General features: G+C 48.5%; 21 protein-coding genes. 18 read left to right on the top strand and 3 right to left on the bottom strand.

What is annotated here, in order from left to right:
• Positions 1-122: 122 nt before the first annotated feature.
• From BN6628_RS14435 to BN6628_RS14400, 8 genes are all read left to right on the top strand, one after another.
• Positions 123-701 (top strand): sulfurtransferase TusA family protein, encoded by a 579-nt coding sequence (locus tag BN6628_RS14435; RefSeq protein ID WP_068618569.1) that lies wholly within the window; start codon positions 123-125, stop codon positions 699-701.
• A 36-nt stretch (positions 702-737) separates the two neighbouring features.
• Positions 738-1,883 carry an MBL fold metallo-hydrolase gene (locus tag BN6628_RS14430; RefSeq protein WP_068618567.1) on the top strand — a complete coding sequence of 382 codons (1,146 nt, stop codon included), beginning with the start codon at positions 738-740 and terminating at the stop codon, positions 1,881-1,883.
• A 354-nt stretch (positions 1,884-2,237) separates the two neighbouring features.
• Positions 2,238-3,047, top strand: coding sequence for a sulfite exporter TauE/SafE family protein (locus BN6628_RS14425; RefSeq protein ID WP_068618566.1), 810 nt, complete (start codon positions 2,238-2,240; stop codon positions 3,045-3,047).
• A gap of 110 nt (positions 3,048-3,157) precedes the next feature.
• Entirely contained in the window at positions 3,158-3,469 is a 312-nt protein-coding gene (locus tag BN6628_RS14420) for a rhodanese-like domain-containing protein (protein ID WP_068618564.1), read from the top strand.
• Between the two features lie 35 nt (positions 3,470-3,504).
• Positions 3,505-3,870 carry a rhodanese-like domain-containing protein gene (locus BN6628_RS14415; RefSeq protein WP_068618562.1) on the top strand — a complete coding sequence of 122 codons (366 nt, stop codon included), beginning with the start codon at positions 3,505-3,507 and terminating at the stop codon, positions 3,868-3,870.
• A 120-nt stretch (positions 3,871-3,990) separates the two neighbouring features.
• Positions 3,991-4,554: a TetR/AcrR family transcriptional regulator gene (locus tag BN6628_RS14410; protein ID WP_068618561.1), complete on the top strand. Its 564-nt coding sequence runs from the start codon at positions 3,991-3,993 to the stop codon at positions 4,552-4,554.
• Positions 4,555-4,567: 13 nt separating this feature from the next.
• Positions 4,568-5,635 (top strand): DUF418 domain-containing protein, encoded by a 1,068-nt coding sequence (locus BN6628_RS14405; RefSeq protein WP_068618559.1) that lies wholly within the window; start codon positions 4,568-4,570, stop codon positions 5,633-5,635.
• A gap of 193 nt (positions 5,636-5,828) precedes the next feature.
• Positions 5,829-7,097 carry an erythromycin esterase family protein gene (locus BN6628_RS14400; RefSeq protein ID WP_068618557.1) on the top strand — a complete coding sequence of 423 codons (1,269 nt, stop codon included), beginning with the start codon at positions 5,829-5,831 and terminating at the stop codon, positions 7,095-7,097.
• Between the two features lie 96 nt (positions 7,098-7,193).
• On the opposite strand, the gene BN6628_RS14395 is transcribed toward BN6628_RS14400, so the two are convergent.
• Both BN6628_RS14395 and BN6628_RS14390 read right to left on the bottom strand, forming a co-directional pair.
• Entirely contained in the window at positions 7,194-7,934 is a 741-nt protein-coding gene (locus tag BN6628_RS14395; protein WP_068618556.1) for a spermidine synthase, read from the bottom strand.
• Positions 7,935-8,029: 95 nt separating this feature from the next.
• Positions 8,030-9,052, bottom strand: coding sequence for an ABC transporter substrate-binding protein (locus tag BN6628_RS14390; RefSeq protein ID WP_068618554.1), 1,023 nt, complete (start codon positions 9,050-9,052; stop codon positions 8,030-8,032).
• Between the two features lie 204 nt (positions 9,053-9,256).
• On the opposite strand from BN6628_RS14390, the gene BN6628_RS14385 reads away from it, so the two are divergent.
• The 6 genes from BN6628_RS14385 (at position 9,257) to BN6628_RS14360 (ending at position 15,050) form a co-directional block, all read left to right on the top strand.
• The gene (locus tag BN6628_RS14385; protein ID WP_068618552.1) at positions 9,257-10,237 is read left to right on the top strand and encodes a FecCD family ABC transporter permease; all 981 of its coding nucleotides are present in this window, start codon (positions 9,257-9,259) and stop codon (positions 10,235-10,237) included.
• Positions 10,237-11,283: a FecCD family ABC transporter permease gene (locus BN6628_RS14380; RefSeq protein ID WP_068618550.1), complete on the top strand. Its 1,047-nt coding sequence runs from the start codon at positions 10,237-10,239 to the stop codon at positions 11,281-11,283. Before BN6628_RS14385 ends, BN6628_RS14380 begins: the two co-directional genes overlap by 1 nt.
• A gap of 16 nt (positions 11,284-11,299) precedes the next feature.
• On the top strand, positions 11,300-12,154 hold the full coding sequence (locus tag BN6628_RS14375; protein ID WP_068618548.1) for an ABC transporter ATP-binding protein: 855 nt from the start codon (positions 11,300-11,302) through the stop codon (positions 12,152-12,154).
• Between the two features lie 492 nt (positions 12,155-12,646).
• Complete coding sequence (locus BN6628_RS14370) at positions 12,647-13,636, top strand: cation diffusion facilitator family transporter (protein WP_068618546.1); 990 nt, start codon at positions 12,647-12,649, stop codon at positions 13,634-13,636.
• Positions 13,637-13,792: 156 nt separating this feature from the next.
• Positions 13,793-14,551: a MerR family transcriptional regulator gene (locus tag BN6628_RS14365; protein WP_068618544.1), complete on the top strand. Its 759-nt coding sequence runs from the start codon at positions 13,793-13,795 to the stop codon at positions 14,549-14,551.
• Positions 14,552-14,591: 40 nt separating this feature from the next.
• The gene (locus BN6628_RS14360; protein WP_068618541.1) at positions 14,592-15,050 is read left to right on the top strand and encodes a 2-thiouracil desulfurase family protein; all 459 of its coding nucleotides are present in this window, start codon (positions 14,592-14,594) and stop codon (positions 15,048-15,050) included.
• Between the two features lie 53 nt (positions 15,051-15,103).
• Here the strand turns inward: BN6628_RS14360 and BN6628_RS14355 are convergent, their stop codons facing one another.
• Positions 15,104-16,444: an amino acid permease gene (locus tag BN6628_RS14355; protein WP_068618540.1), complete on the bottom strand. Its 1,341-nt coding sequence runs from the start codon at positions 16,442-16,444 to the stop codon at positions 15,104-15,106.
• Between the two features lie 201 nt (positions 16,445-16,645).
• Here BN6628_RS14355 and BN6628_RS14350 point away from each other — a divergent pair, with 201 nt between their 5' ends.
• From BN6628_RS14350 to BN6628_RS14335, 4 genes are all read left to right on the top strand, one after another.
• The gene (locus BN6628_RS14350) at positions 16,646-17,614 is read left to right on the top strand and encodes an SIS domain-containing protein (protein WP_068618538.1); all 969 of its coding nucleotides are present in this window, start codon (positions 16,646-16,648) and stop codon (positions 17,612-17,614) included.
• A gap of 17 nt (positions 17,615-17,631) precedes the next feature.
• On the top strand, positions 17,632-18,447 hold the full coding sequence (locus BN6628_RS14345; RefSeq protein ID WP_068618536.1) for a fructoselysine 6-kinase: 816 nt from the start codon (positions 17,632-17,634) through the stop codon (positions 18,445-18,447).
• Positions 18,448-18,555: 108 nt separating this feature from the next.
• Positions 18,556-19,269: a GntR family transcriptional regulator gene (locus tag BN6628_RS14340; protein WP_068618534.1), complete on the top strand. Its 714-nt coding sequence runs from the start codon at positions 18,556-18,558 to the stop codon at positions 19,267-19,269.
• Between the two features lie 264 nt (positions 19,270-19,533).
• On the top strand, positions 19,534-21,102 hold the full coding sequence (locus BN6628_RS14335) for an amidohydrolase (protein ID WP_068618533.1): 1,569 nt from the start codon (positions 19,534-19,536) through the stop codon (positions 21,100-21,102).
• The last annotated feature ends 13 nt before the right edge of the window (positions 21,103-21,115 follow it).

Here is a 21,115-nt window from a genome sequence, read left to right as displayed (position 1 = left end):
TTTGCCAGGTGAAAGGGTTTGACAAGTATAAGGTATGAATTTAATATACCTATAGGGGTATATGTATACAGCAATGAAATACCTCACACTATATCACATTTATTTTATGGAGGTCATATCAAATGTCAGCATCACAAATTCCTGTAGATTCCACACTGGATTGCAAGGGGCTTGCCTGCCCCATGCCTATCGTCAAAACAAAAAAAGCCATAGACAATTTAAATGCCGGCCAGATTATTGAGATTCAGGCTACGGATCAAGGGTCTGTGGCAGATATGCAGAGCTGGACCAGAAAGACGGGTCATCAATATTTGGGCTTAGTAGAGGAAGCCGGATTACTGAAGCATTACATTCGCAAAGCGAGTCCTGATGAGATGAAGGAGGACAAGATGTACCCAAACACAGCATCCCATGAGGAGTTAAGCCGGAATTTAGGAGAACCTGGTCTTACTGTGCTGGATGTCAGAGAGCCCGCGGAATTTGCATTCAGCCACATTCCCGGGGCGCTGTCCATGCCTTTGGGGGAGCTCAAGGCAAGGTATAACGAGCTAGACCAAGAACACAAGATTTATGTGGTCTGCCGGACAGGCTCACGCAGTGATCTGGCATGTCAGCAGCTGGAAGAGTTCGGATTTGACCATGTGTGGAATGTGACCCCAGGTATGACAAAGTGGCAGGGAACTACAGAGAAGACAGTCTGACACGCCGGTGATTTTAATTTAAAAGGAGGCATTAACATGAACGCTAGTGTTGTTCATCAAATGGATGCAGCGGAATTAACCCGAATGATCTTGGAGCGGGAGCCTCTCTTCATCCTGGATGTGAGAAATGAGGAGGTATTTAATAACTGGAAGATTGAAGGGCAGAGCGTGGAGGTCATCAATATTCCTTACTTTGATCTGCTGGATGGTGTAGATGAGTTCATGGACCGGATTCCTCAAGACATGAAGGTTCTAATTGTGTGCGCGAAGGAGGGCTCGTCCCAATTCGTGGCGGAAATGCTGGCTTCAGCAGGACGCTCTGAGGTCTATTATCTGGCCGGAGGCATGAAAGCGTGGAATGAATATCTGCACCCTGTCAAAATTAGCGATTTGCAGGGCGGAGGAGCCTTGTATCAGTTTCTAAGAATAGGCAAGGGCTGTTTGTCTTATCTGATTATTTCAGAAGGAGAGGCCGCAGTCGTGGATGCCTCCAGGTTGACCGAGGTGTATGAGAGCTTTGCCCGACAAGCGGGGGCCCGGATTATACATGCATTGGACACACACCTTCATGCGGATCATATATCCGGCGGCAGGAAGCTGGCCGAAAAGACCGGGGCTGTATACTGGCTGCCACCTAAGGATGCAGACGAGGTTGTTTTTGATTATTCAGGCCTAGAAGAAGGCCAGACCCTAACCGTTGGGTCCGCCCGGATTCAGATTAAGCCGGTGTATTCACCCGGCCATACGATTGGGAGCACGTCTCTGCTGATCGACGGACAATTTTTGCTTTCAGGAGACATTCTGTTCATGCAATCCATCGGACGGCCTGATCTGGCGGGTAAAGCTGAGGATTGGGTTGGAGATTTGTATACGACCTTGCATAAGACTTATAACTCCCTCGCTGAGCATCTGATTGTACTTCCAGCGCATTTCGGCAAGATTGCCGAGCTTGGCGATGGAGGCAGGGTGGCGGCAGCCTTGCCGGAGCTGTTCCGAAGTAATCCTGGCCTTCAAGTACGTGAAGAAAGTGAGTTCCGGGAAATGGTGACGGCAAATCTCCCTGAGCATCCAAACGCCTATCAAGAAATTCGCCAGATCAATATGGGGAAACTGCAACCGACAGAGGAAGAGCAAAGGGAGATGGAGACAGGACCTAACCGCTGCGCGGTGCATGATAACTAATTTAATCCAAAGCACTAATGAAGTTATTTCAATTTTTACGTAGGGTAACTATAATAAATAAGCGAGCACGCTTCAGACGTGTTCGCTTATTTTGCCGGGTCATGTATAATTCTTACGCCCAAAGCAGCGTGGATCTCTTCCTTATAACTGCATGCCGGGCACGATTTACTGCTGCTTATGGAATCATAGGATGTGGTTAACGTTCCGCCGCACTTCGGACATTTATGTTCGAACAAAGATTTAAGTTTATTCAACAGGATTATCACCTATTTCTGATGAAATTACTTGGTTTTAATTATAACTGATTTTTTGTTTTTCGTACAGCACAAAAATACAAAAGGAGGGAGGGTTACTGTGGATTTCTTTTTGTATTTGACCATGATTGGATTAGGGTTTGTTGGCTCTTTCTTCTCTGGCCTTCTCGGGATTGGCGGAGCCATAATCAATTACCCTCTGCTCTTATTTATACCTGCCGGATTAGGGCTCGCACATTTTAACGCACAGGAAGTTTCTTCGATCAGCATGTTTCAAGTGTTCTTTGCTTCCCTTGCGGGTGTGATTACTTATTATGTGGGGAACAAGCTTGGCAGTAGAACTCAAGAAGCTAAGGTGCATACCGGGCTTGTGCTTTATATGGGAATCAGCATACTCATTGGCAGTCTTGCCGGTGCAGCCATCTCCAAGTATTTGAGCAGTGAATCCATTAACCTGATCTATGGGATACTAGCGGTCGCAGCCGTGGTTCTCATGCTTATTCCTGCTAGAGGGGTACCGGAATTATCAGAGACGGGAACGATTCAGTTCAACAAAATCATTGCGGCGTCCTCAGCACTTATCGTAGGTATTGTATCGGGAATCGTCGGAGCGGGTGGAGCTTTTATACTCATCCCCATTATGCTCACAGTGCTTCACATCCCAACCAAAACCACGATTGCTACTTCACTTGCGATTGTGCTCATTTCCGCGATCGGGGGAGTGGCAGGGAAGATCACAGCGGGGCATATTCTCCTATGGCCCACATTATTCACGGTTGTGGGAAGCTTGATGGGAGCCCCTTTGGGTACAAGGGTAAGTGCAAGAATCAATGGCGCTTACCTCCGTTATGTATTGGTAGTGCTTATCTCTGCAACGGCAATTAAAATTTGGAGCTCTATTATCTTGTAATGACTATGCGTATGTCAAATGTGCTTGCCGGCAAGCAGGATATCTTTGTATAATACCTATACGGGTATTATGTATGATAACGATGTATTTTTACGAGGAGGAAATGATCCATGGGATTTAAAATTGATAAAGAAATATCGGCACAGGAACTATGGGAACGGTTGAAGAGGGGAGAAAAGCCTGTCATTGTAGATGTTCGTGAGCCAGCGGAGTGGGCCGAGGGACATATCGAAGCAGCCAAGCATATTCCGCTTGGCGAACTTCTTGAGCGCACGGGTGAGCTTGATCCGAAACAGGAGACGATTCTGGTATGCCGAAGCGGCAACCGTAGTGGTCTGGCATATGAGATGCTGAAGGAAAAGGGCTTTAAGGTGGTTAATATGACCGGCGGCATGAACGCTTGGAATGGCGATCTGGCATAAATAAAGTGAACCAATAGCTTGGAGGGAGGCTGGAGATGCTTGTTCTGATTATACTTGCTGCGGTTTCTGCACTCTGGTATATCCGAGGCATATGGCCTGTTAAAGGGTTGTCTTATATTGATCCGGATACACTGCGCCAGTCAGATAGCAAAGGGGATCAGAAGTTGGTGGATGTGCGGGATGCCTATGATTTTCAGAAGTGTCACCTGCAGGGGGCTATTAATATCTCGATTGGTCGGCTGCCTTTTGTATGGAGGAAAGAGATTTCTTCCGGGGATTCGGTTGTCATTCTGGCCGATAGCCTTCGGAAGAGCAGGAAAGCAGCGAGAATCCTGAGAAAGAACGGGTTTGAAAATCTCAAAGCTCTGCGGGGCAGTTTATGTGATAATAGAACATCTTAAATTATATGTTAAAGCCGGTCCTTTAGGGGCTGGCTTTTGTTGATTAATCAGGCTTGCAAAGCTGGATAGACATGGAATATAATTTACTTACCGGTCGGTAAGTAAAAAAGGAGTGGAAGTATGCACACTTATGAGCAAATTTTAGAAACAGCTTATATGCTTTTTGCGCGTAATGGCTATGAGAAAACGAGTTTGTCCATGATTGCCAAGGAAGTTGGAATATCCAAGCCGGCGATTTATTATCATTTTCCATCGAAGGAAGCGTTATTTACGGCTTTGCTTGATGCCGTTTGTGAGGAAATCCGCTTTGAGAAATATTTTAACCCGGCCGAGTTCACGGCGGATAACTTCACTGAGAAGCTGATCAGCTGTGGATTGAAGATGATTCAGGATCAGCGGGAGAACACGGAATACTCGCTCTTGATGAAGGAATTCATGATTCAGAGCACGCGGGATCATCAGATCCTGATCACGGTACAGGGTGTCATTGAATCCTATCTGAAGGGTTTTGAGAATCTGCTGCGGTACGGGGTTTCATTGGGGGTTCTAAGCGAAGAGGGAATTAGGACGAAGGCCGAAATGCTCACGCTTGCCATTGATCAGATGGATAACTACATGACATTGGGCATTCAGCTGGATTACGAGGGGCTATGGCGACATTTGGTGAGTCAGATTAACCGCTAAGGAGAATGAATGAATGGGTGCTGAGAGAATTACAGGCCTGGATTTGGCCAGGGCACTGTCCATTTTCGGAATGATTATTGTGAATTTTAAGATTTCTATGACGGCGGATCAAGGGGGACCGAACTGGCTAATTGGTCTGGCAGGACTATTCGAAGGAAGGGCATCTGCTGTGTTTGTTGTATTGGCTGGTTTCGGCTTTACCTTAATGACTCGAAGAGCAAGAGCAGGCGATCAGGAGGAGCTGTCCGGCATTCGGCGTGTAATATGGAAGAGGTCGGTTTATCTTGCGCTGCTGGGCAGCCTGCTGCTGTGGTTTGGCTGGACTGCGGATATTCTGCACTACTATGCTGTGTTTTTGTTTATGGCTTCCTTTCTCATCCGGGCACAAAACTGGTTACTCGCGATGCTGACAGGGGTGCTTGTGGTTGGCGGACAGCTGCTTCAATTCATGATGGATTACACCAGAGGGTGGGATGGAGTGTTTCATGCGTATACGGAATTCTGGACGCTGCCAGGGTTTCTCCGTAATCTTGGATTTAATGGCTTTCACCCGGTGGTACCATGGTTTGCCTTCTTCCTTATGGGGATGCTGCTTGGCCGCAGCCGCCTCTCCAATATGAAGATTAGGAGAACCTGGATGCTGGGATCTCTCGCTGCCCTGTGCGCAGCGGAAACTCTGTCTATATTCGCCATGAAGATAGGTGAGGGGTACATTGGCAGGGAAGCGGTGGTGTATTTGTTCCAGACGAAGCCGATGCCGCCTAATTTTTGTTATATGATCTCGTCGATAAGTTCGGCAATTGTCTTTATTCTGTTCTGTATGGCTGTAACTGAATTCAGCCCGGCCCGCCGCTTGGTTGGAGCTTTGACCCGCACAGGACAGATGGCTCTGACCCATTATGTTATGCATATCATTATCGGACTGGGTATTCTTGAGTTATTGGGGATTCTCGAGAACGGATCGCTTTCGTTTGCGGTCATTTATTCAGTAGGATATTTTATTGTGGTGGTCTTCCTCTCCGTATTCTGGGGAGCACGGTTCACACGTGGGCCGCTTGAAGCTGTCATGAGAAAGCTATAAGTCCAAGTCTCTCGAATTGGGTCAAGGCGAGATTCAAGATCTATTAAAGCCTGTGTTACCCGGCAAACGGATTAGAACTGCTCAATTGCACTCCGGGAAACCAAGCAATGAATGCATAACTAGGATCCGCGCATGATTGGCCGTCCAATCGCACACACTTTGGTTGTACTACATGTGAGGAGTGTGCCTATCTATGACGAAGGATCAGGAGATACTGCAAAGTATACGTAAACTGGCCAAGCCTCTTCATAGCGGGGATTCGGTGAAGGAACTCGTGGAGCGGGCTGGAGGGGTATCATTTGTGCTTCTGGGAGAAGCTTCTCACGGAACTTCCGAGTTCTATACCCAGCGTGCAGAGCTCACCAAGAAGCTGATTCAGGAGAAAGGTTTCCGGTTCATTGCAGTTGAGGGGGATTGGCCCGCCTGCTATACCTTAAACCGGTATGTGAAGGGGTATGTTGGTACCGAGACAGATATAGGGCAAGGGTTCAAGGACTTTAACCGTTGGCCCAGCTGGATGTGGGCGAACCGGGAGATTAGGGAGCTGGCCGGATGGCTGCGCGATTACAATCAGAACAAGGCGGACGAGGATAAGGTCGGTTTTTATGGAATTGATGTGTACAGCTTATGGGAATCTATGGATGAGATCCTGAGGTATTTGAGTGGGCGGGATTCCGCTGATCTGGAGGCGGCTAAAAAGGCTTTTGCCTGCTTTGAGCCATTCAGCAGAGATGAACAGTCTTACGGCGTATCAGCATCTCTATATGGGGAGGGATGTGAGGATGAAGTCGTAGCGCTTCTCGGCAGACTTCAGGACCGATGGAAGGCTGCTTATCCCGAAGACCGTGAGAATGCACTGAGTTTAGAGCTTAACGCCATGGCGGTTAAGGGGGCGGAGGATTACTACCGGACTATGATCCGGCATGATTCGGAGTCTTGGAACATCCGGGACCGTCATATGGTCCAGGCGCTTGAGAAGCTGATGGAATTCCACGGGCCGGATTGCCGTGCAGTAGTGTGGGAGCACAACACACATATTGGTGATGCCCGCGCCACGGACATGGCTGGGGAAGGGATGGTGAACGTAGGCCAGCTTCTAAGGGAGAAGTACGGCGAGAAAGTCTACGCCGTCGGACTGGGAACCTATCAAGGGACTGTGATAGCAGGAAGTTCCTGGGGGGCTCCTTTGAAAGAAATGCGGGTTCCCGAGGCTATCCCGTCGAGCTGGGAAGAGCTGCTGCATCGGGATTCCGCGGAGGATAAGCTGCTTATGCTTGAGAAGGATGACCCTGTATTGAGCAGTGTTGCGGTGGGACATCGGGCGATTGGAGTCGTATATCATCCCGACTGGGAGCGCGGCAATTATGTACCTACTCTCATTGCCAGGAGATATGATGCCTTTATCTATATCGACAGGTCCAAAGCATTGTCCCCGTTAACCACAGACCGTGTGAAGGCCTAGGTGAGGCCATGCAAGCGGCTGCAGATAAACGCTTGCGACCCAAACCACCAGCGGTAGACAAACCCGGCTTAGATCTCATCATAGAAATCTGAAGGCTCAAGGATCTAGAAGGGTGTAACCCGGTCCAACCTCAAACTCCGTGAATCCGGCCATGCTGCGTGCTTGGAAATGGATTGGGGATTTGCTGCCAACAAGGAGAATGTTCTTGGCCTCACCAGCACTTTCCCCAGGAAGGATGAATGCAGCAGTATGCGAATATACTTCCTGGAGTGTGGTGTGAATAGCCTGAATAAGCGTGTCATTGCCGCTTCTGCCGAACAGATTCAACAGGACTGAGCCCCTTGGACCAAGCTTGGCTTGGGTAAGGTGGAAGAATTCCCGGGTCAGCAGGTGCAATGGGGTTCCTAGCTCTGTGAAGGCATCCACCAGGATGTAGTCCAGATTATTATCCAACTCCATCTTCAGCAGCTCCCGTCCATCACCAATGATTACATTATCGCCTGTGTAACCGAAGTAATCTCTGCTGATGCCGAGAATCATGGGGTTAAGCTCTGCAACCTTAAAGCGCTTGTCAGGACAGTGCCCAGAAATAGCGCCGATTCCGTGACCGACCATGAACACATCCTCGTAATCCGGGTTGTTTATCTCCATAAGATGAAGCAGCGCTCTTGGATATTCAAAGACAAGCCGGCCTGGTGCATCAAGATCAATGGCCCCTTGTACAGCCTGGTTGGCGAACTGCAGGATGCGAAAGCGGCCTTTGTCCCCGAATAACTCAGTCGTATCAGCCACCATGATTTCTTGATCTGGGCTCACGTCATGGAATAAAATGTTCACGTCTTGGTTCTCCTCTGTATTGATCTAGACAGTATAACATGAAGGACATAAATAAAGAGAGACCAGGGAGGTCTCTCTTTAGGTTTAACACTTATTTATTGCTGAATTCCATAAATCTTGTACAATTCATCAAGCATCAGATTGGCTGCTTTAATGCCTCCTGCGGTGTTCCAGATTGCATCGTCTACCTTATAAGCGTGGCCGCTCTTCACAGCGCCAAGGTTTTTCCAGAGCGGATCATTAATCCATTCCTTCTCCGTCTCATTCGCTTTGCCATCCCCAGTATCATAGGTGAAATAGAACAACCGGTCCGCATCAGCCTCAGGCAGCCGCTCTTTGGTAATCTCGTCTACAAATTTATCTTTAGCATTCTTAGTCATTTCTGTTCTGGCCAATCCGATTTGATCAAAAATAATGCCAGAGAAGGTATCCGTGTGGTAGACCCGGGTCTTGCCAGCCATGAAGCGGACCACAGAAACCGTCTCCTTCAGTTTATCCCCAGCTTTGGCTTTGAAATCTTCAATCCGTTTGTCAAAAGCGGCCATCAGCTCGTCACCTTTGGCAGTCTGACCCAGCGCTTCCGCATAGAGCTTGAAGTTCTTCTTCCAATCCCCGCGAAGGTCCTCCGCCATTACGGTAGGGGCGATCGCTTTGAGCTGGTCATAGACTTTCTCCTGGCGCATCTTATTGCCGATAATAAGGTCTGGCTGAAGCCCGGCAATCAGCTCCATGTTAGGCTGACTCTCTTCGCCGACTTCGGTAACGCCTTCCATATCAGCCTTGATATGCTCATACCAAGGATTGCCCGTCCAGGACTTCACGGCGCCTACAGGTTTGACTCCGAGAGCCAGGAGCGCTTCAGTTCCTTCATTAGTAAGAACGACTACTTTTTGCGGAGTTCCTTTAATATCTGTTTCACCCATGGCATGTTTCACCTTGCGAACTTGATCGTTAGCCCCGGTAGAAGCCTCCGTGTTATTGGTCTGAGACTTGTTCTCCGAGCCAGGACTATCTGATGCGTTCTTGGAGCCGCAGCCTGACAGAATAACAAGCAGTGTAAGGGCAACTGTGCCTAACTTGGCCGCCCTGCTTAAGTAAGATGTACCTCTGGTAAACATTAAATTCTCCCCCTAAAACTTATGTAGTGTGTTGTCTGAGAATCATTATCATTAACAATATCAAACTATACCGGGAGAAGGAGGAGACTGTCAATAAAAATCTGAGAATGATTCTCATATTCATTGACAATGGGATAAGGTTCTACTAAAATTCATACAGAGTTTACTAAATTACATATCTGAAGGAAAAGAAAGTGGACAAACATGAAAGTCATATATTTAAGCATCTTACTGGCTGCTCTTGCAGGGGTAGTGGTATGCAGTGTTGCCTTTGGAGTCACAAATATTCCATTTCATAACGTATTGGAATCATTCCTTCATTACAACGGGAGCAATGAACACCTGATTATCCAGACCACCCGGGTGCCAAGAGCCCTCATCGCCGCTTCGGTGGGCGCATGTCTGGCGGTAGCCGGTGCAGTGATGCAGGTCATGACCCGCAATCCAATTGCATCCCCAAGCACGCTTGGCGTCAATTCGGGTGCGACCTTCTTCATTATACTGTCGGCGTGGTGGCTGGGCCTATCCGGACAGCAGTCGTTCACTTGGGTTGCATTAATTGGAGCCGCGCTCAGCGGAGGCTTGGTATTCTTTATGGGAAGCATCGGCAGGGACGGAATGACTCCGGTCAAGATCACTTTGGCGGGTGCGGCGATGACGGCTTTTTTTGCCTCATTGACTCAAGGTCTTATGCTTACGGACGGTAAAATGTTTGACCAGATTCTCGTCTGGCTGGTCGGTTCAGTAGCAGGCCGAGATATGGCGCAGCTGCAGGCGGTGTGGCCGTATATGACAGTTGGCATGTTAATTGCTCTGCTTCTGTCACGCCACCTCAATGTGCTGGCGATGGGGGATGACATGGCCCAGGGGCTGGGGCAGAGAACCGCTTATATCAAGCTGTCCGGGGCCGTAGCTGTGATCCTGCTTGCTGGCGGATCTGTTGCCGTTGCAGGTCCTATCGCATTTGTGGGAATCATTATTCCCCACATTGTACGTTACCTCGTCGGTTCGGATTACCGGTGGATTCTTCCTTACAGCGCGGTGCTTGGGGCTATCCTGCTCGTGAGTGCCGATTTGGGATCACGGTATATCGCCATGCCTAAAGAGGTGCCCGTAGGTGTAATGACAGCGATTTTGGGAGTACCCTTTTTCGTATATATCGCTCGGAAAGGGAGACGAACATGATGAGCAAATACAAATCTCTCCGTTCGGAGCGTGCTGGATTTTCAGTCCTTGTTGAAAAGAAAACGGTATGGATCACCCTGATCCTGCTAATCCTGTGCGCAGCCGTAATGGTCATCAGTACCGGGTTAGGGAGCAAGTGGATCTCGCCGATGAGTGTGATTAAAGTGCTTATGGGTGAAGGGGAGCCCATGCATCAAGTAATTGTGGAGAAGCTTCGGCTGCCGAGAGTGATAACCGCGGTGCTGGTCGGCGCGTCTCTTGCAGTGGCGGGAGCTGTGCTGCAGGGAATCATTCGCAATCCCCTTGCTTCCCCCGATGTGGCGGGAATCACGGAAGGCGCTTCATTCGGCGCGGTCCTGTTCATCTTCCTCTTCGGTGGGACCGTTCCGATTCACTGGATGCCGCTTGCATCCATCCTGGGCGCTATAGTGGTTACGGGACTTCTATATGTACTGAGCTGGAAGAAAGGTGTAGATCCGTTAAAGCTGGTTCTCATCGGGATCGGCTTGTCCGCTGCGATCAAATCGGTGTCCTATATGCTGATTATCGCGGGACCGATGCAGCTGGCAGAGCGTTCATTAACGTTCATGACCGGCAGCATCTATGGGGTAAGCATGGACAAAGATGTGCTCACGCTCCTGCCCTGGACAGCCGTTCTGCTTGGGCTTACCTGGCTGCAGGCGCGCAGCGTCAATATCCAAGCTTTGGGTGATGACGTCGCCCAAAGCGCCGGAGCCCGTGTCCAAAGGCAGCGTCTGGTTCTGATCGCCCTAAGCGTGGCTCTTGCGGGAGCGGCTGTGGCGATCGGCGGAGCCATTGCATTTATTGGCTTAATGGCGCCTCATATGGCCCGCAAGCTGGTAGGCTCCTCCTTCGGAAGTGTGCTTCCTGTGAGCGCTCTGCTGGGCGCGTTGATCCTGCTGCTGGCCGATTTGGCCGCACGGACTCTGTTCCTTCCGCGGGATGTTCCTGCGGGAGTGCTAACTGCCGCGATAGGCGCCCCTTTCTTCATGTATTTGTTGTACCGGAATCGGAATCGAAATTAGCTGTGGAGGGATTCAAATGAGCAGTCTTGAGGTACGGGAGCTCGGCCTGTCTTATGGTGACACGTATATCTTCGAAAATCTGAATTTAAGCATACCTAAAGGGAAAATTACGGTCTTCATCGGCAGCAACGGCTGCGGTAAATCCACGCTGCTCAGATCCATGGCCAGGCTTCTAAAGCCTCAGAAGGGCTCTGTGTTTCTGGACTCCAGAGAGATCACGTCCATGTCCACGAAGGAAGTGGCCCGGAAGATGGCCATTCTTCCGCAGGGACCCACAACACCTGAAGGGCTGACTGTGCTTCAGCTTGTGAAGCAGGGCAGATATCCTTATCAGAGCTGGCTGAAGATGTGGTCCAAGGAAGACGAGGACATTGTACAGAAGGCGTTGGAAGCAACAGGTATGACGGATTTAGCGGAACGCACCGTGGATTCGCTTTCCGGAGGCCAACGTCAGCGTGCGTGGATTGCCATGACGCTGGCACAGGAAACACCGGTGATTCTGCTGGATGAGCCAACGACATACTTGGATCTCACTCACCAAATTGAGGTGCTCGACCTGCTGTATGAGATGAATGTCCGCGACAACCGCACGATTGTCATGGTCCTGCATGACATCAATCTGGCTTGCAGATATGCTGATCATATAGTGGCGGTCCGGGAGGGGCATATTGAAGCGCAGGGACAGCCGGAAGAGGTAGTTGATGCGGAGCTGATTGAGAGGGTGTTCCGCTTGAAATGCGAGATTATCCCGGATCCCTTGTATGGGACACCGTTATGTATCCCGCATGATAACAGCAGACTGAGAGCGGCCAAGGCCGCGGCTCGTGCCGATAAAGGGACTAAGCGGGCAGACGCTTTCGTCACCGTATAACCTCAAATGGAAGATTGTTCTTGGTCACGTCCCGGGTTATAGTTGGAATTGCGCGGGCTCAAGCAACGGTTGACGTAAGACCAGCATAGTAAACTCACATAAAGGTGCTCATCAGCTATTATTGTGGCTTGTGTGCACCTTTTTTAGATGTTTAACCGAAGTTACCAGCAGTATTCAACAAGCGGACAGATATGCAGCCGGGTGATCGGGGGTATAAGACATTTGAGTGAACTATTAGGAGCTCAGGTATAAGGAATCCGGAATCTGATCATCTGAGAAAAGAGAGTCAGCACAGGACGACAGGCATCTGTCATATATGTGTTGGGAGGTTAGCAGAGTACAGCTGCAATTGTAAGGTGCGAATACATGGCACATGGTTAATAATATACAGATCGTACTTATGAAACTAAAAAGGTCTAACTCACGTAAATAGTAGCTGAATGAATATGTACAACAATGAATAAAATCATGATTTGGGAGGAAACGTCCACAGTGAATGCAGACGAAAGTAAAACCAGCTTTAAGGAATTATTGAAGAAGGGGAATACCTCATCCGCGTTAGCGGCGATTGGAAACACAGGGGTTGCCATTGTAAAAGGAGTTGCAGCTGGATTCACCGGCAGTGGGGCTATGTTCGCTTCCGCCATGCACTCAACGGCAGATGCTGTGAATCAGGCTTTTGTATTTGCGGGGAGCGTGCTGTCAGAGAAGAAGCCGACCCGCCGATTTCCGACAGGCTTTGGCCGGGTCATAAATCTGTTCTGTATGGTAGCGGTTATTGTTGTAACCGTCATGGCTTACGAGACTATACGTGAGGGATTCCATCTACTATCCCACCCATCAGAATCACACGGATTCTGGCTGAATCTAGCCATACTTCTATTATCGATTGCAGTGGATGGATTTGTTCTGATCAAAGCCATGAAGGAGATTATGCATGAGGCCCGGGTGGAAGCCAAGGGGGCTGCGGTCATCCCGGCAGCGTTCCGCAATGTGGGCAGAGCCGCTCCACCAACCCGGCTGGTATTTTATGAAGATCTGGTGGCAACAACAGGTGCATTTCTGGCTCTGATCGCGGTCGTGGTGACTTCGTTAACGAGCTTCACCTTGTTGGATGGGATATCCACCATTCTAATTGGATTCTTGATGATTGCCGTTGCCTTTCGGGTAGGCTACGACAATATGGTTGGCCTGATCGGTGTGTCCGCCCCACCTGAGGTGGAGGAGAAGGTAGCTAAAATTATTTTCTCAAATGCTAATGTAACGGATATATATCAATTGCGTGTGATGCAGGAAGGCCGCTATTATCATGTGGATGGGTTAATTGAACTGAAGCCTGGATTAACGCTGGCGGATGCGGATGATATTAAATTCAAAGTTAGAGACAGCCTGCTTCAGGACCGGGATATTGCGGATGTGACCATCGGCATTATTGAGGATAACGGGGTTCGAGATTGGAATCCCTCGGCGGATAAGCTGTAAGCTGCGGCGGCAAAGATTGGACTGTTCCCGGTGGGAGCAGTCCTTTCATACTTTTTAGGTCAACCAGAGTTACTGGCCGGCCTATTCTTTTTACGCTTGACTCTCCCCTAAGAGGAGCCCTTACACTGATTCTTGTCAGAAGGAGGTGAGCAGCAGATGTATACGGTAAAAGAGGTTTCGGAGATTTCCAAGGTTACGGTGAAGACTCTGCATCATTATCACAAGCTTGGACTATTGATACCGGGCGGGATCAGTGAGTCGGGTTACCGTCTTTATGGCACACCTGAGCTGGAGAGGCTGCAGCAGATTCTTTTTTATAAAGAGCTGGATTTCCCGCTAGCAGCCATTAAACAGCTCCTTGATGGGGAGCCGGACCGCCTTGAAGTCCTGCAGGAGCAGAGAACACAGCTTGTTGCAAAAGCACAACGATTAAACGAAGTTGTCCGGACACTGGACATCTCAATGATTTCAGCAATGAAAGGAGAAGCTATGAACCCAAAAGACATGTTCAGCGGATTAGCAGGAGAAGAGGAATGGAGAGAGGCGCTTGCGCAGCAGGAGCAGTACCTCAAAGACACATATAACTATGATATGCTGGGCAGCGAGCCGATTGAGGTGGAAGAAATGAATGCTCAGGCGAAGGAAGCAGCTCACTTTATGAGCAGCATGGCAGAATCGTTAAGAGGGAAGGTAAGGCACGATGACAGCCGGGTAACCGGGTTGATCCGCAATCACCTGGAGTTTATGAGCCAGCACGGGCATTCCTTTAGCCCAGCTGATTTTGCGGAACAGACCCGCTTTTTTATGCAGGATGATTTTCACAGAGAGATGCTGGAGTCTCAGCAGACGGGGCTGGCTTATTACCTCGTAGCAGCGGCATCTGCATATGCGGATGGTGAACAGGCCATTCTGTGATAGAATTAGGCTATTCGAATGAGTGAAGAAGGTGTATAAATTGATTCTTGTAAGCTCTTGTCTCGCAGGCCTTGAAGTGAGATATAACGGAAGCGGCAGTTTGGATAGGCGAATAACGAGGTTAATTGAGGAAGGTCAAGCGGTAACCGTATGTCCTGAACTGCTCGGAGGGTTCTCTGTTCCAAGGGAGCCAGCGGAAATTCAGGGCGGTGATGGAAACGACGTGCTTGAAGGCAGGGCTAAGGTGGTCGAGCTCTCCGGCAGGGATGTGACAGAAATGTATGTGGCCGGAGCGTATAGGACCTTGGAGATTGCCCAAGAGATGGGCGCATCAACCGTTGTGTTGAAGGAGTACAGTCCATCCTGTGGAAGCGCGATGATCTATAACGGGGAATTCTCGAATATGAAGGTTGAAGGGATTGGCGTTACCACGGCGCTGCTGAGGAAGCATGGAATTCAAGTGGAATCAGAAATTTCCTGGCTTGGATCAGGGGAGTGATCAGAGCAATGAACAAACAGAGCCGTCTGCACTGCGCAGAGGCTCTGTTGGGTTTAGGCTTTCTTTTTAAATTTGAATACCGACCAGATGGACAGGAAAATCACAAGTGCGATACATACGCTGATGCTGATACGGTTCTGAGCATCCACTACGAACAGTACCGCGATCACGGTTAACGCTGCTATGGTAAGCACGGTGATATAGGGGAATCCCCATACCTTGAAGCCAGGCTCCTTCGGATATTGCTTTCTCAATTTGAGCTGGGACAGGCAGATGCAAATCCATACCAGAATTACCACAAACCCAGGCACGGCCATGAGCAGGCGGAACAATCCCTCCTGTGAAATATAAGCCAGCATGGAGCCGACCAGCAGAACTACCGCACAGAAGATTAAGCTGTTCATGGGCACACCGCTTCGGGAAAGCTTGCGCAGCCTCGAGGGCGCTTCCCCATCGCTTGCCATAGAGTGAAGCATCCGGGTAGCTCCATAGATGCCTGAATTGGCAGCGGACAGGACGGCCGTTACCAGTATGAAGTTCATCAGATGAGCCGCTCCTTGCAGTCCGGTTGATGACAGCACCTGCACAAATGGACTTGTATTCCCGCTTAGCTGGTTCCATGGAATCAATCCGCAGATAATCAGGATGGGCAGGGTATAGAACAGGATGACCCGCAGGATAAAGTTCTTGACCACTTTAGGCAGAATCTTATCCGCATTCTCAGCTTCAGTCAGCGTTAGGCCAATAAGCTCTGAACCCCCATAGGAGAACATAACCACCAGAAGGGCGGAGAAGATCGCGGTCCATCCATTAGGGAAGATGCCGCCATGCTCTGTGTAGTTCTTCAGTCCATGAACCTGGGGGTCGGGAATGATTCCGATAAGGATGCAGGCTCCCAGAACAATAAATACAATAATCATAAAAATTTTGATTCCGGCCAGCCAAAATTCCATCTCCCCGTAGCCACGGACATTCATCGTGTTGATCAGAACAATGAACGCTGCGCTGGCAAGGCTTAGCACCCACAAGGGAACCCCGGGCAGCCAGTATTGAAGAAAGCTTCCCGCGGCAATAACTTCTATAATACATACAGCCAGCCACATGAAGCAGTACAGCCAGCCAACAACAAAGGAAAGTCTTTCGCCGTAAGCTTCACGGATAAACTCTTTCATATTCTTGTTTGTGTACACCGTGGCCATCTCGGCAATGGCCCCCATGACAACCAGTAGAAGCAGCCCGGCAAAAACATACGAAAAGATAACACCCGGGCCAGCGAGACTGATCGTTTCTGAGCTTCCTTTAAATATTCCGGTTCCGATTACGCCGCCCATAGCCATGAAACTGATATGGCGCGGCCGCAATTTCTTCTGCAGTGAGTCTCCTGATGACTTCAATTCTGTCTGATCCCCCTTATGACTAACAGGTTGTCATAATTAATGTGATAAAGAAACTTAAATTTCATATTACAATAAATGTCCTATCTAGGATAGGCCATTGTCTGAAAAATAAAACTCTTGACGAGGTAAATGAAAGCGGTTAATATAAAACACGTAAATAATACGTTATATAACGTTATATAAAAGGAGAGAAGAAAAATGAACGTACAAAAAGTTATCCAGACAATCAACAAGCAGACGGAGAATGGGATTTCAGAGGTATATCTAGTGGCTTGTGGAGGGTCTCTGGTCGACATGTATCCCTCTAAGTATTTTCTGGACAGTGAAGCACGTAAGATCGTAGGAGGGCTGTACACTGCCAATGAGTTTGTACACGCGCTTCCCAAACGGCTAAATAAAGACTCGGTTGTTATTGTCTGCTCACATGGGGGGAATACGCCGGAATCCGTGGAAGCGGCCAAAACAGCTAAAGAACAAGGAGCACATACGATTGGCTTAACTCATAACCGGGAAGCAGCCCTGTTGAAATATTCGGATCATTCCTTCATCTACGAATGGGGTGAGGAAAGTGACGTTAAGAACAATCCTATGGCAATTATTATGGAATTGACTGTGGAAATTTTAAACACAACCGAAGGTTATGCGGCATACGAAGCGTTCCAAAGTGGATTGAACAAAATAGGCGGAATTATAAATAGCGGCAAGCTGCTTGTTGCCGAGCGCGCTCAAGCTTTTGCCGACAAATATAAGAATGAGGATTTGTTCTACATTTTATCGAGCGGGGCATCTTACGGCCATGCATACGGCTTCGCAATTTGTTCCCTGATGGAGATGCAGTGGCTGAATGCATCCTCAATTCATTCTGGAGAGTATTTCCACGGTCCGTTCGAAGTAACAGATAAAGAGACTCCATTCATTCTGTTGATGAATGAAGGACGTACACGTGCTCTGGATGAACGTGCTAGAATCTTCCTTAACCAATACGCCGGGAAAGTGGAAATCGTGGATGCGAAGGAACTCGGAATTAATACCATTGCGGATGAAGTAGTTGAATTTTTTAATCCGGTATTATTCTATAGCATTCTATGTGTTTACCGTGAAGCGTTGGCCGAAGTCCGGAATCATCCACTCGAAACACGCCGTTACATGGGCAAAGTGGCATACTAAATCGAGGTGAAAATAGCATGAAAGTGCTGGGGATAGGAGATAATGTCGTAGATAAATATGTTCACCTTAACCTAATGTACCCTGGTGGAAACGCAGTGAATTTTAGTGTCTTCTCAAAAAAATTAGGCGTCGATGCAGCTTTTATGGGGACGTTTGGCAATGATCAAGAGGCAAGGCATGTTGAGCAAGTGCTGCAAGAGCTCCAGATCGATGTATCCAGATGCCGTCATTTTGACGGCGAGAATGGATGCGCCCGTGTAACTTTGGAGAATGGGGATCGGGTATTCCTCGGAAGTAATGAAGGCGGAGTAACCCGCATGTATCCTCTCCAGCTGACCGAGGATGATAAGGCTTATATTCGCAACTTTGCGGTTATGCACACCGGTCTTTACAGTCATACAGGCCATTTGCTTCCAGAACTTACTCAACTCGGGGTTCCACTTTCCTTCGATTTCTCTGATGATTTCGAAGAAGAGCAGGTGGATAAGTATATAGGTTATGCGGATTTTGCGTTCTTCTCCTGTAGTCATTTGACTGATGAAGCGGCACAGGATTATATCAGGTCCAAATGGGCGGGGGGAAACCAATTAATCATTGCGACCCGTGGAAGCAGCCGCAGTATGGCTTACGATGGAACCCGCTTTTATTTCCAGGAGCCCATGGTTGTCGAAGCTGTAGATACGATGGGAGCAGGGGATTCCTACATTGCCGCCTTTCTCATTCATTGCTTGAGAGAAAAGAACGTGCAGGCTGCCATGATCGAAGGCTCCCGCTTCGCAGCCGAGAGCTGCCTGGTAGAAGGGTCATTTGGCTACGGAGTCCCTTATAATTAAGGAGCGGTCACCCGCTTGTGTAATGGTACGGCGTTTGTTACTCTTTATAGAGTAGTATGGATGGAATCATCTGTATCTATAACGTTATACGAACAGGCGAGGGTTAATATGTTAAATCCAGAGCAAGCTGAACCATTATATATTCAACTGAAAAAAGCAATTCATACGGCGATCACTAATGAGGAATTTAAGCATGGGGAGAAAATTCCGACAGAAATAGAGTTAAGCAACCGGTTTAATGTAAGCCGAATTACCGTTAGAAAAGCCGTTGAGGAACTGTGTCAGGAAGGGTATCTTGTGAAACGGCAGGGTAAAGGAACCTTCGTGAATCAGGCGAAGATAGGGCGGAAGATTGAGCATGTTATAGGTTTTACGGCGGCATGTGCAGCTAACGGAATATCATCGCATAGTGTTGTTACGCAAAAAGAGGTTATAAAACCCGATGCAGATGTGTTGCATAAGTTGGGCTTGGAGCCGGGGGAGCTGGTAGTCTTTATTCAGCGGAAGAGATACGGAGGAGACAATCCGCTAATGCTGGAAAATAACTACTATCCATACAAACGGTTTGCATTTCTTCTTAACGAAAGCTTGGAGGGTTCATTGTACGAATTGTTACGGGAGAAATACGATATTGATCCTTGCCAGCCTGGCGAGACAACACTTGAAATTGTTCTGGCAGATGAACAGAAGGCCAAACTTCTGGATACGGCAATTGGCAAGCCATTATTTTATATGTACACGATGATCAATGATCAGAATGGACAGCCGGTTCATGTGGGCAAGCAATATATTATCGGTGACCGGTATCAATTTACACTTTAATGGAGCCGTTCTTTGGTGGTGGATATGGTTACTGCTTCTATACATAGGGGAGCAGTCTGTATTCCCTATAACATAACGTTATGATACGTCATGGATTAGAACGGCTTTTTTTTCAGATATATAAAATGAACTTTAGGTCGTAAGAACACTCGGCATCGCAGCGCCCTAAAAGGGTAACCTTCATAAGTTCATTTTATATAATGGCTAATTCCTAAATTTGGCATTTAGGTAATAGGTTCTCAATCAGAGAAGGAGGCATGGCTTATGGTTAAGAACGCAGCAGATCTTGTTCTTGTATCCAAGGCTATATTTACCGGAGATGGTGATGTCCCTATAGAGGGATATGTTGCAGTTAAGAATGACCATATTGTTGCTGTGGGCCAGCCGGGGCAAGAGAGGGAATGGATCGGACCTGATACTAAAGTGTTTCTGCTTGGGGATCAATTGGTAATGCCGGGAATCCATGATAACCACGTGTTCTTTACGGGTTATATGTCGATGCACCGGGGGGTTGATCTTTCCAATACTCAATCTGCTTCTGAAGCTTTAGATTTAATGGTTAAATACTCAAGCACTCTCCCCCTTGGAGAAAATGTATACGCTTACGGTTGGGACCTCAAAACATGGGGGGAGCTTCCTGATCAATCCATGTTGGATACGGCCTTTCTGGATCGTGCGGTTATTGCCATTAACCGAAGTAAGAACTGGTGCTGGATGAACCAGTTGGCTATAGATAAGTACCAGTTCCAACCTGGAGAATGCAGTGCTGAGGCAAGAGCCCATCTACTGAAAGAAATGCTGGGAGATACAGACACGGTTAAGAGGGAATTCCTTGATTTTTGCAGTGTGCTGGCGGAGCGGGGGGTTACCTCCATTAAAGACATTGGATTTGATGATTACAGTGGCATGCTGCAGGTTCTGTCCTCACTCGAAGAGGAAGGGCGGCTGCCGCTACGGGTTCATTTCTCACTAGAACCAGTGCTTGATGAGCTAGATGCAGTGACCGGTCTGAAATATAAGGAGCTCTATTCCAGTGACCGTCTCAGGTTTCAAGGTTACAAAATCATGCTGGATGGCGTAGTGGCCGATCACACAGCGGACATGCTGGAGCCTTATGCGGACATGCCAGGCGTCACCAATCTGAGGCCGGTGGATTACGCAGCTATCGAAGAAGCTGTTCTGCGTGCTGACCAGGCTGGATTGAAGTGTTGTCTGACTGCTGAAGGTGACGCAGCAATCCGCAAAGCTGTAGACATTCTGGAGAAATGCAGACAAGTTCACGGAGAACGGGATGCTCGGCATTCCATAAGTGATCTGGAGTATCCACATCCTGATGATCTGAAAAGGATGGCATCCAACGGAATTTTCGCTGAAATCTATGCTCAAATTCTGCTCCTTAACCCATCCCGCGAAGAATCCTACATGGCTGAAGTCGCAGGGGAGGAGAATGCATCCAAATTCTATGATTATCGCACTATGCTGGATTCCGGAGTGACTATAACCATTGGCACTGACCTCCCCCTGTTTATGACGAGTGTGCCAGATTCTATCTTTGCCGCAACGGTTAGGCGGTTTCCTGAGGGTTCAGCAAGTACGGATTGGTATCCTGAGAAGGGACTGCCCTTGGCTGAGGTGTTAAAAGCCTGGACAATCCATGGAGCGAAGCACGCCTTTATGGAACATAAAGTGGGCACACTGAAGCCAGGCAAATATGCGGATATTGCAGTTTTTGACCGGAATCTGTTCACGACAAAACCAGAGCAGATTAGGGAAGCAAAAGCTGCGCTTACAATTGCAAATGGAAAAATCGTACATGACAGAACGTCGGGGTAATGATGACAGGTGG

The organism is Paenibacillus tuaregi (assembly GCF_900086655.1).
Taxonomy (GTDB): domain Bacteria; phylum Bacillota; class Bacilli; order Paenibacillales; family Paenibacillaceae; genus Fontibacillus; species Fontibacillus tuaregi.
The sequence above is the reverse complement of the archived record's forward strand: the minus strand, read 5'-3'. Positions and strand labels throughout refer to the sequence as shown.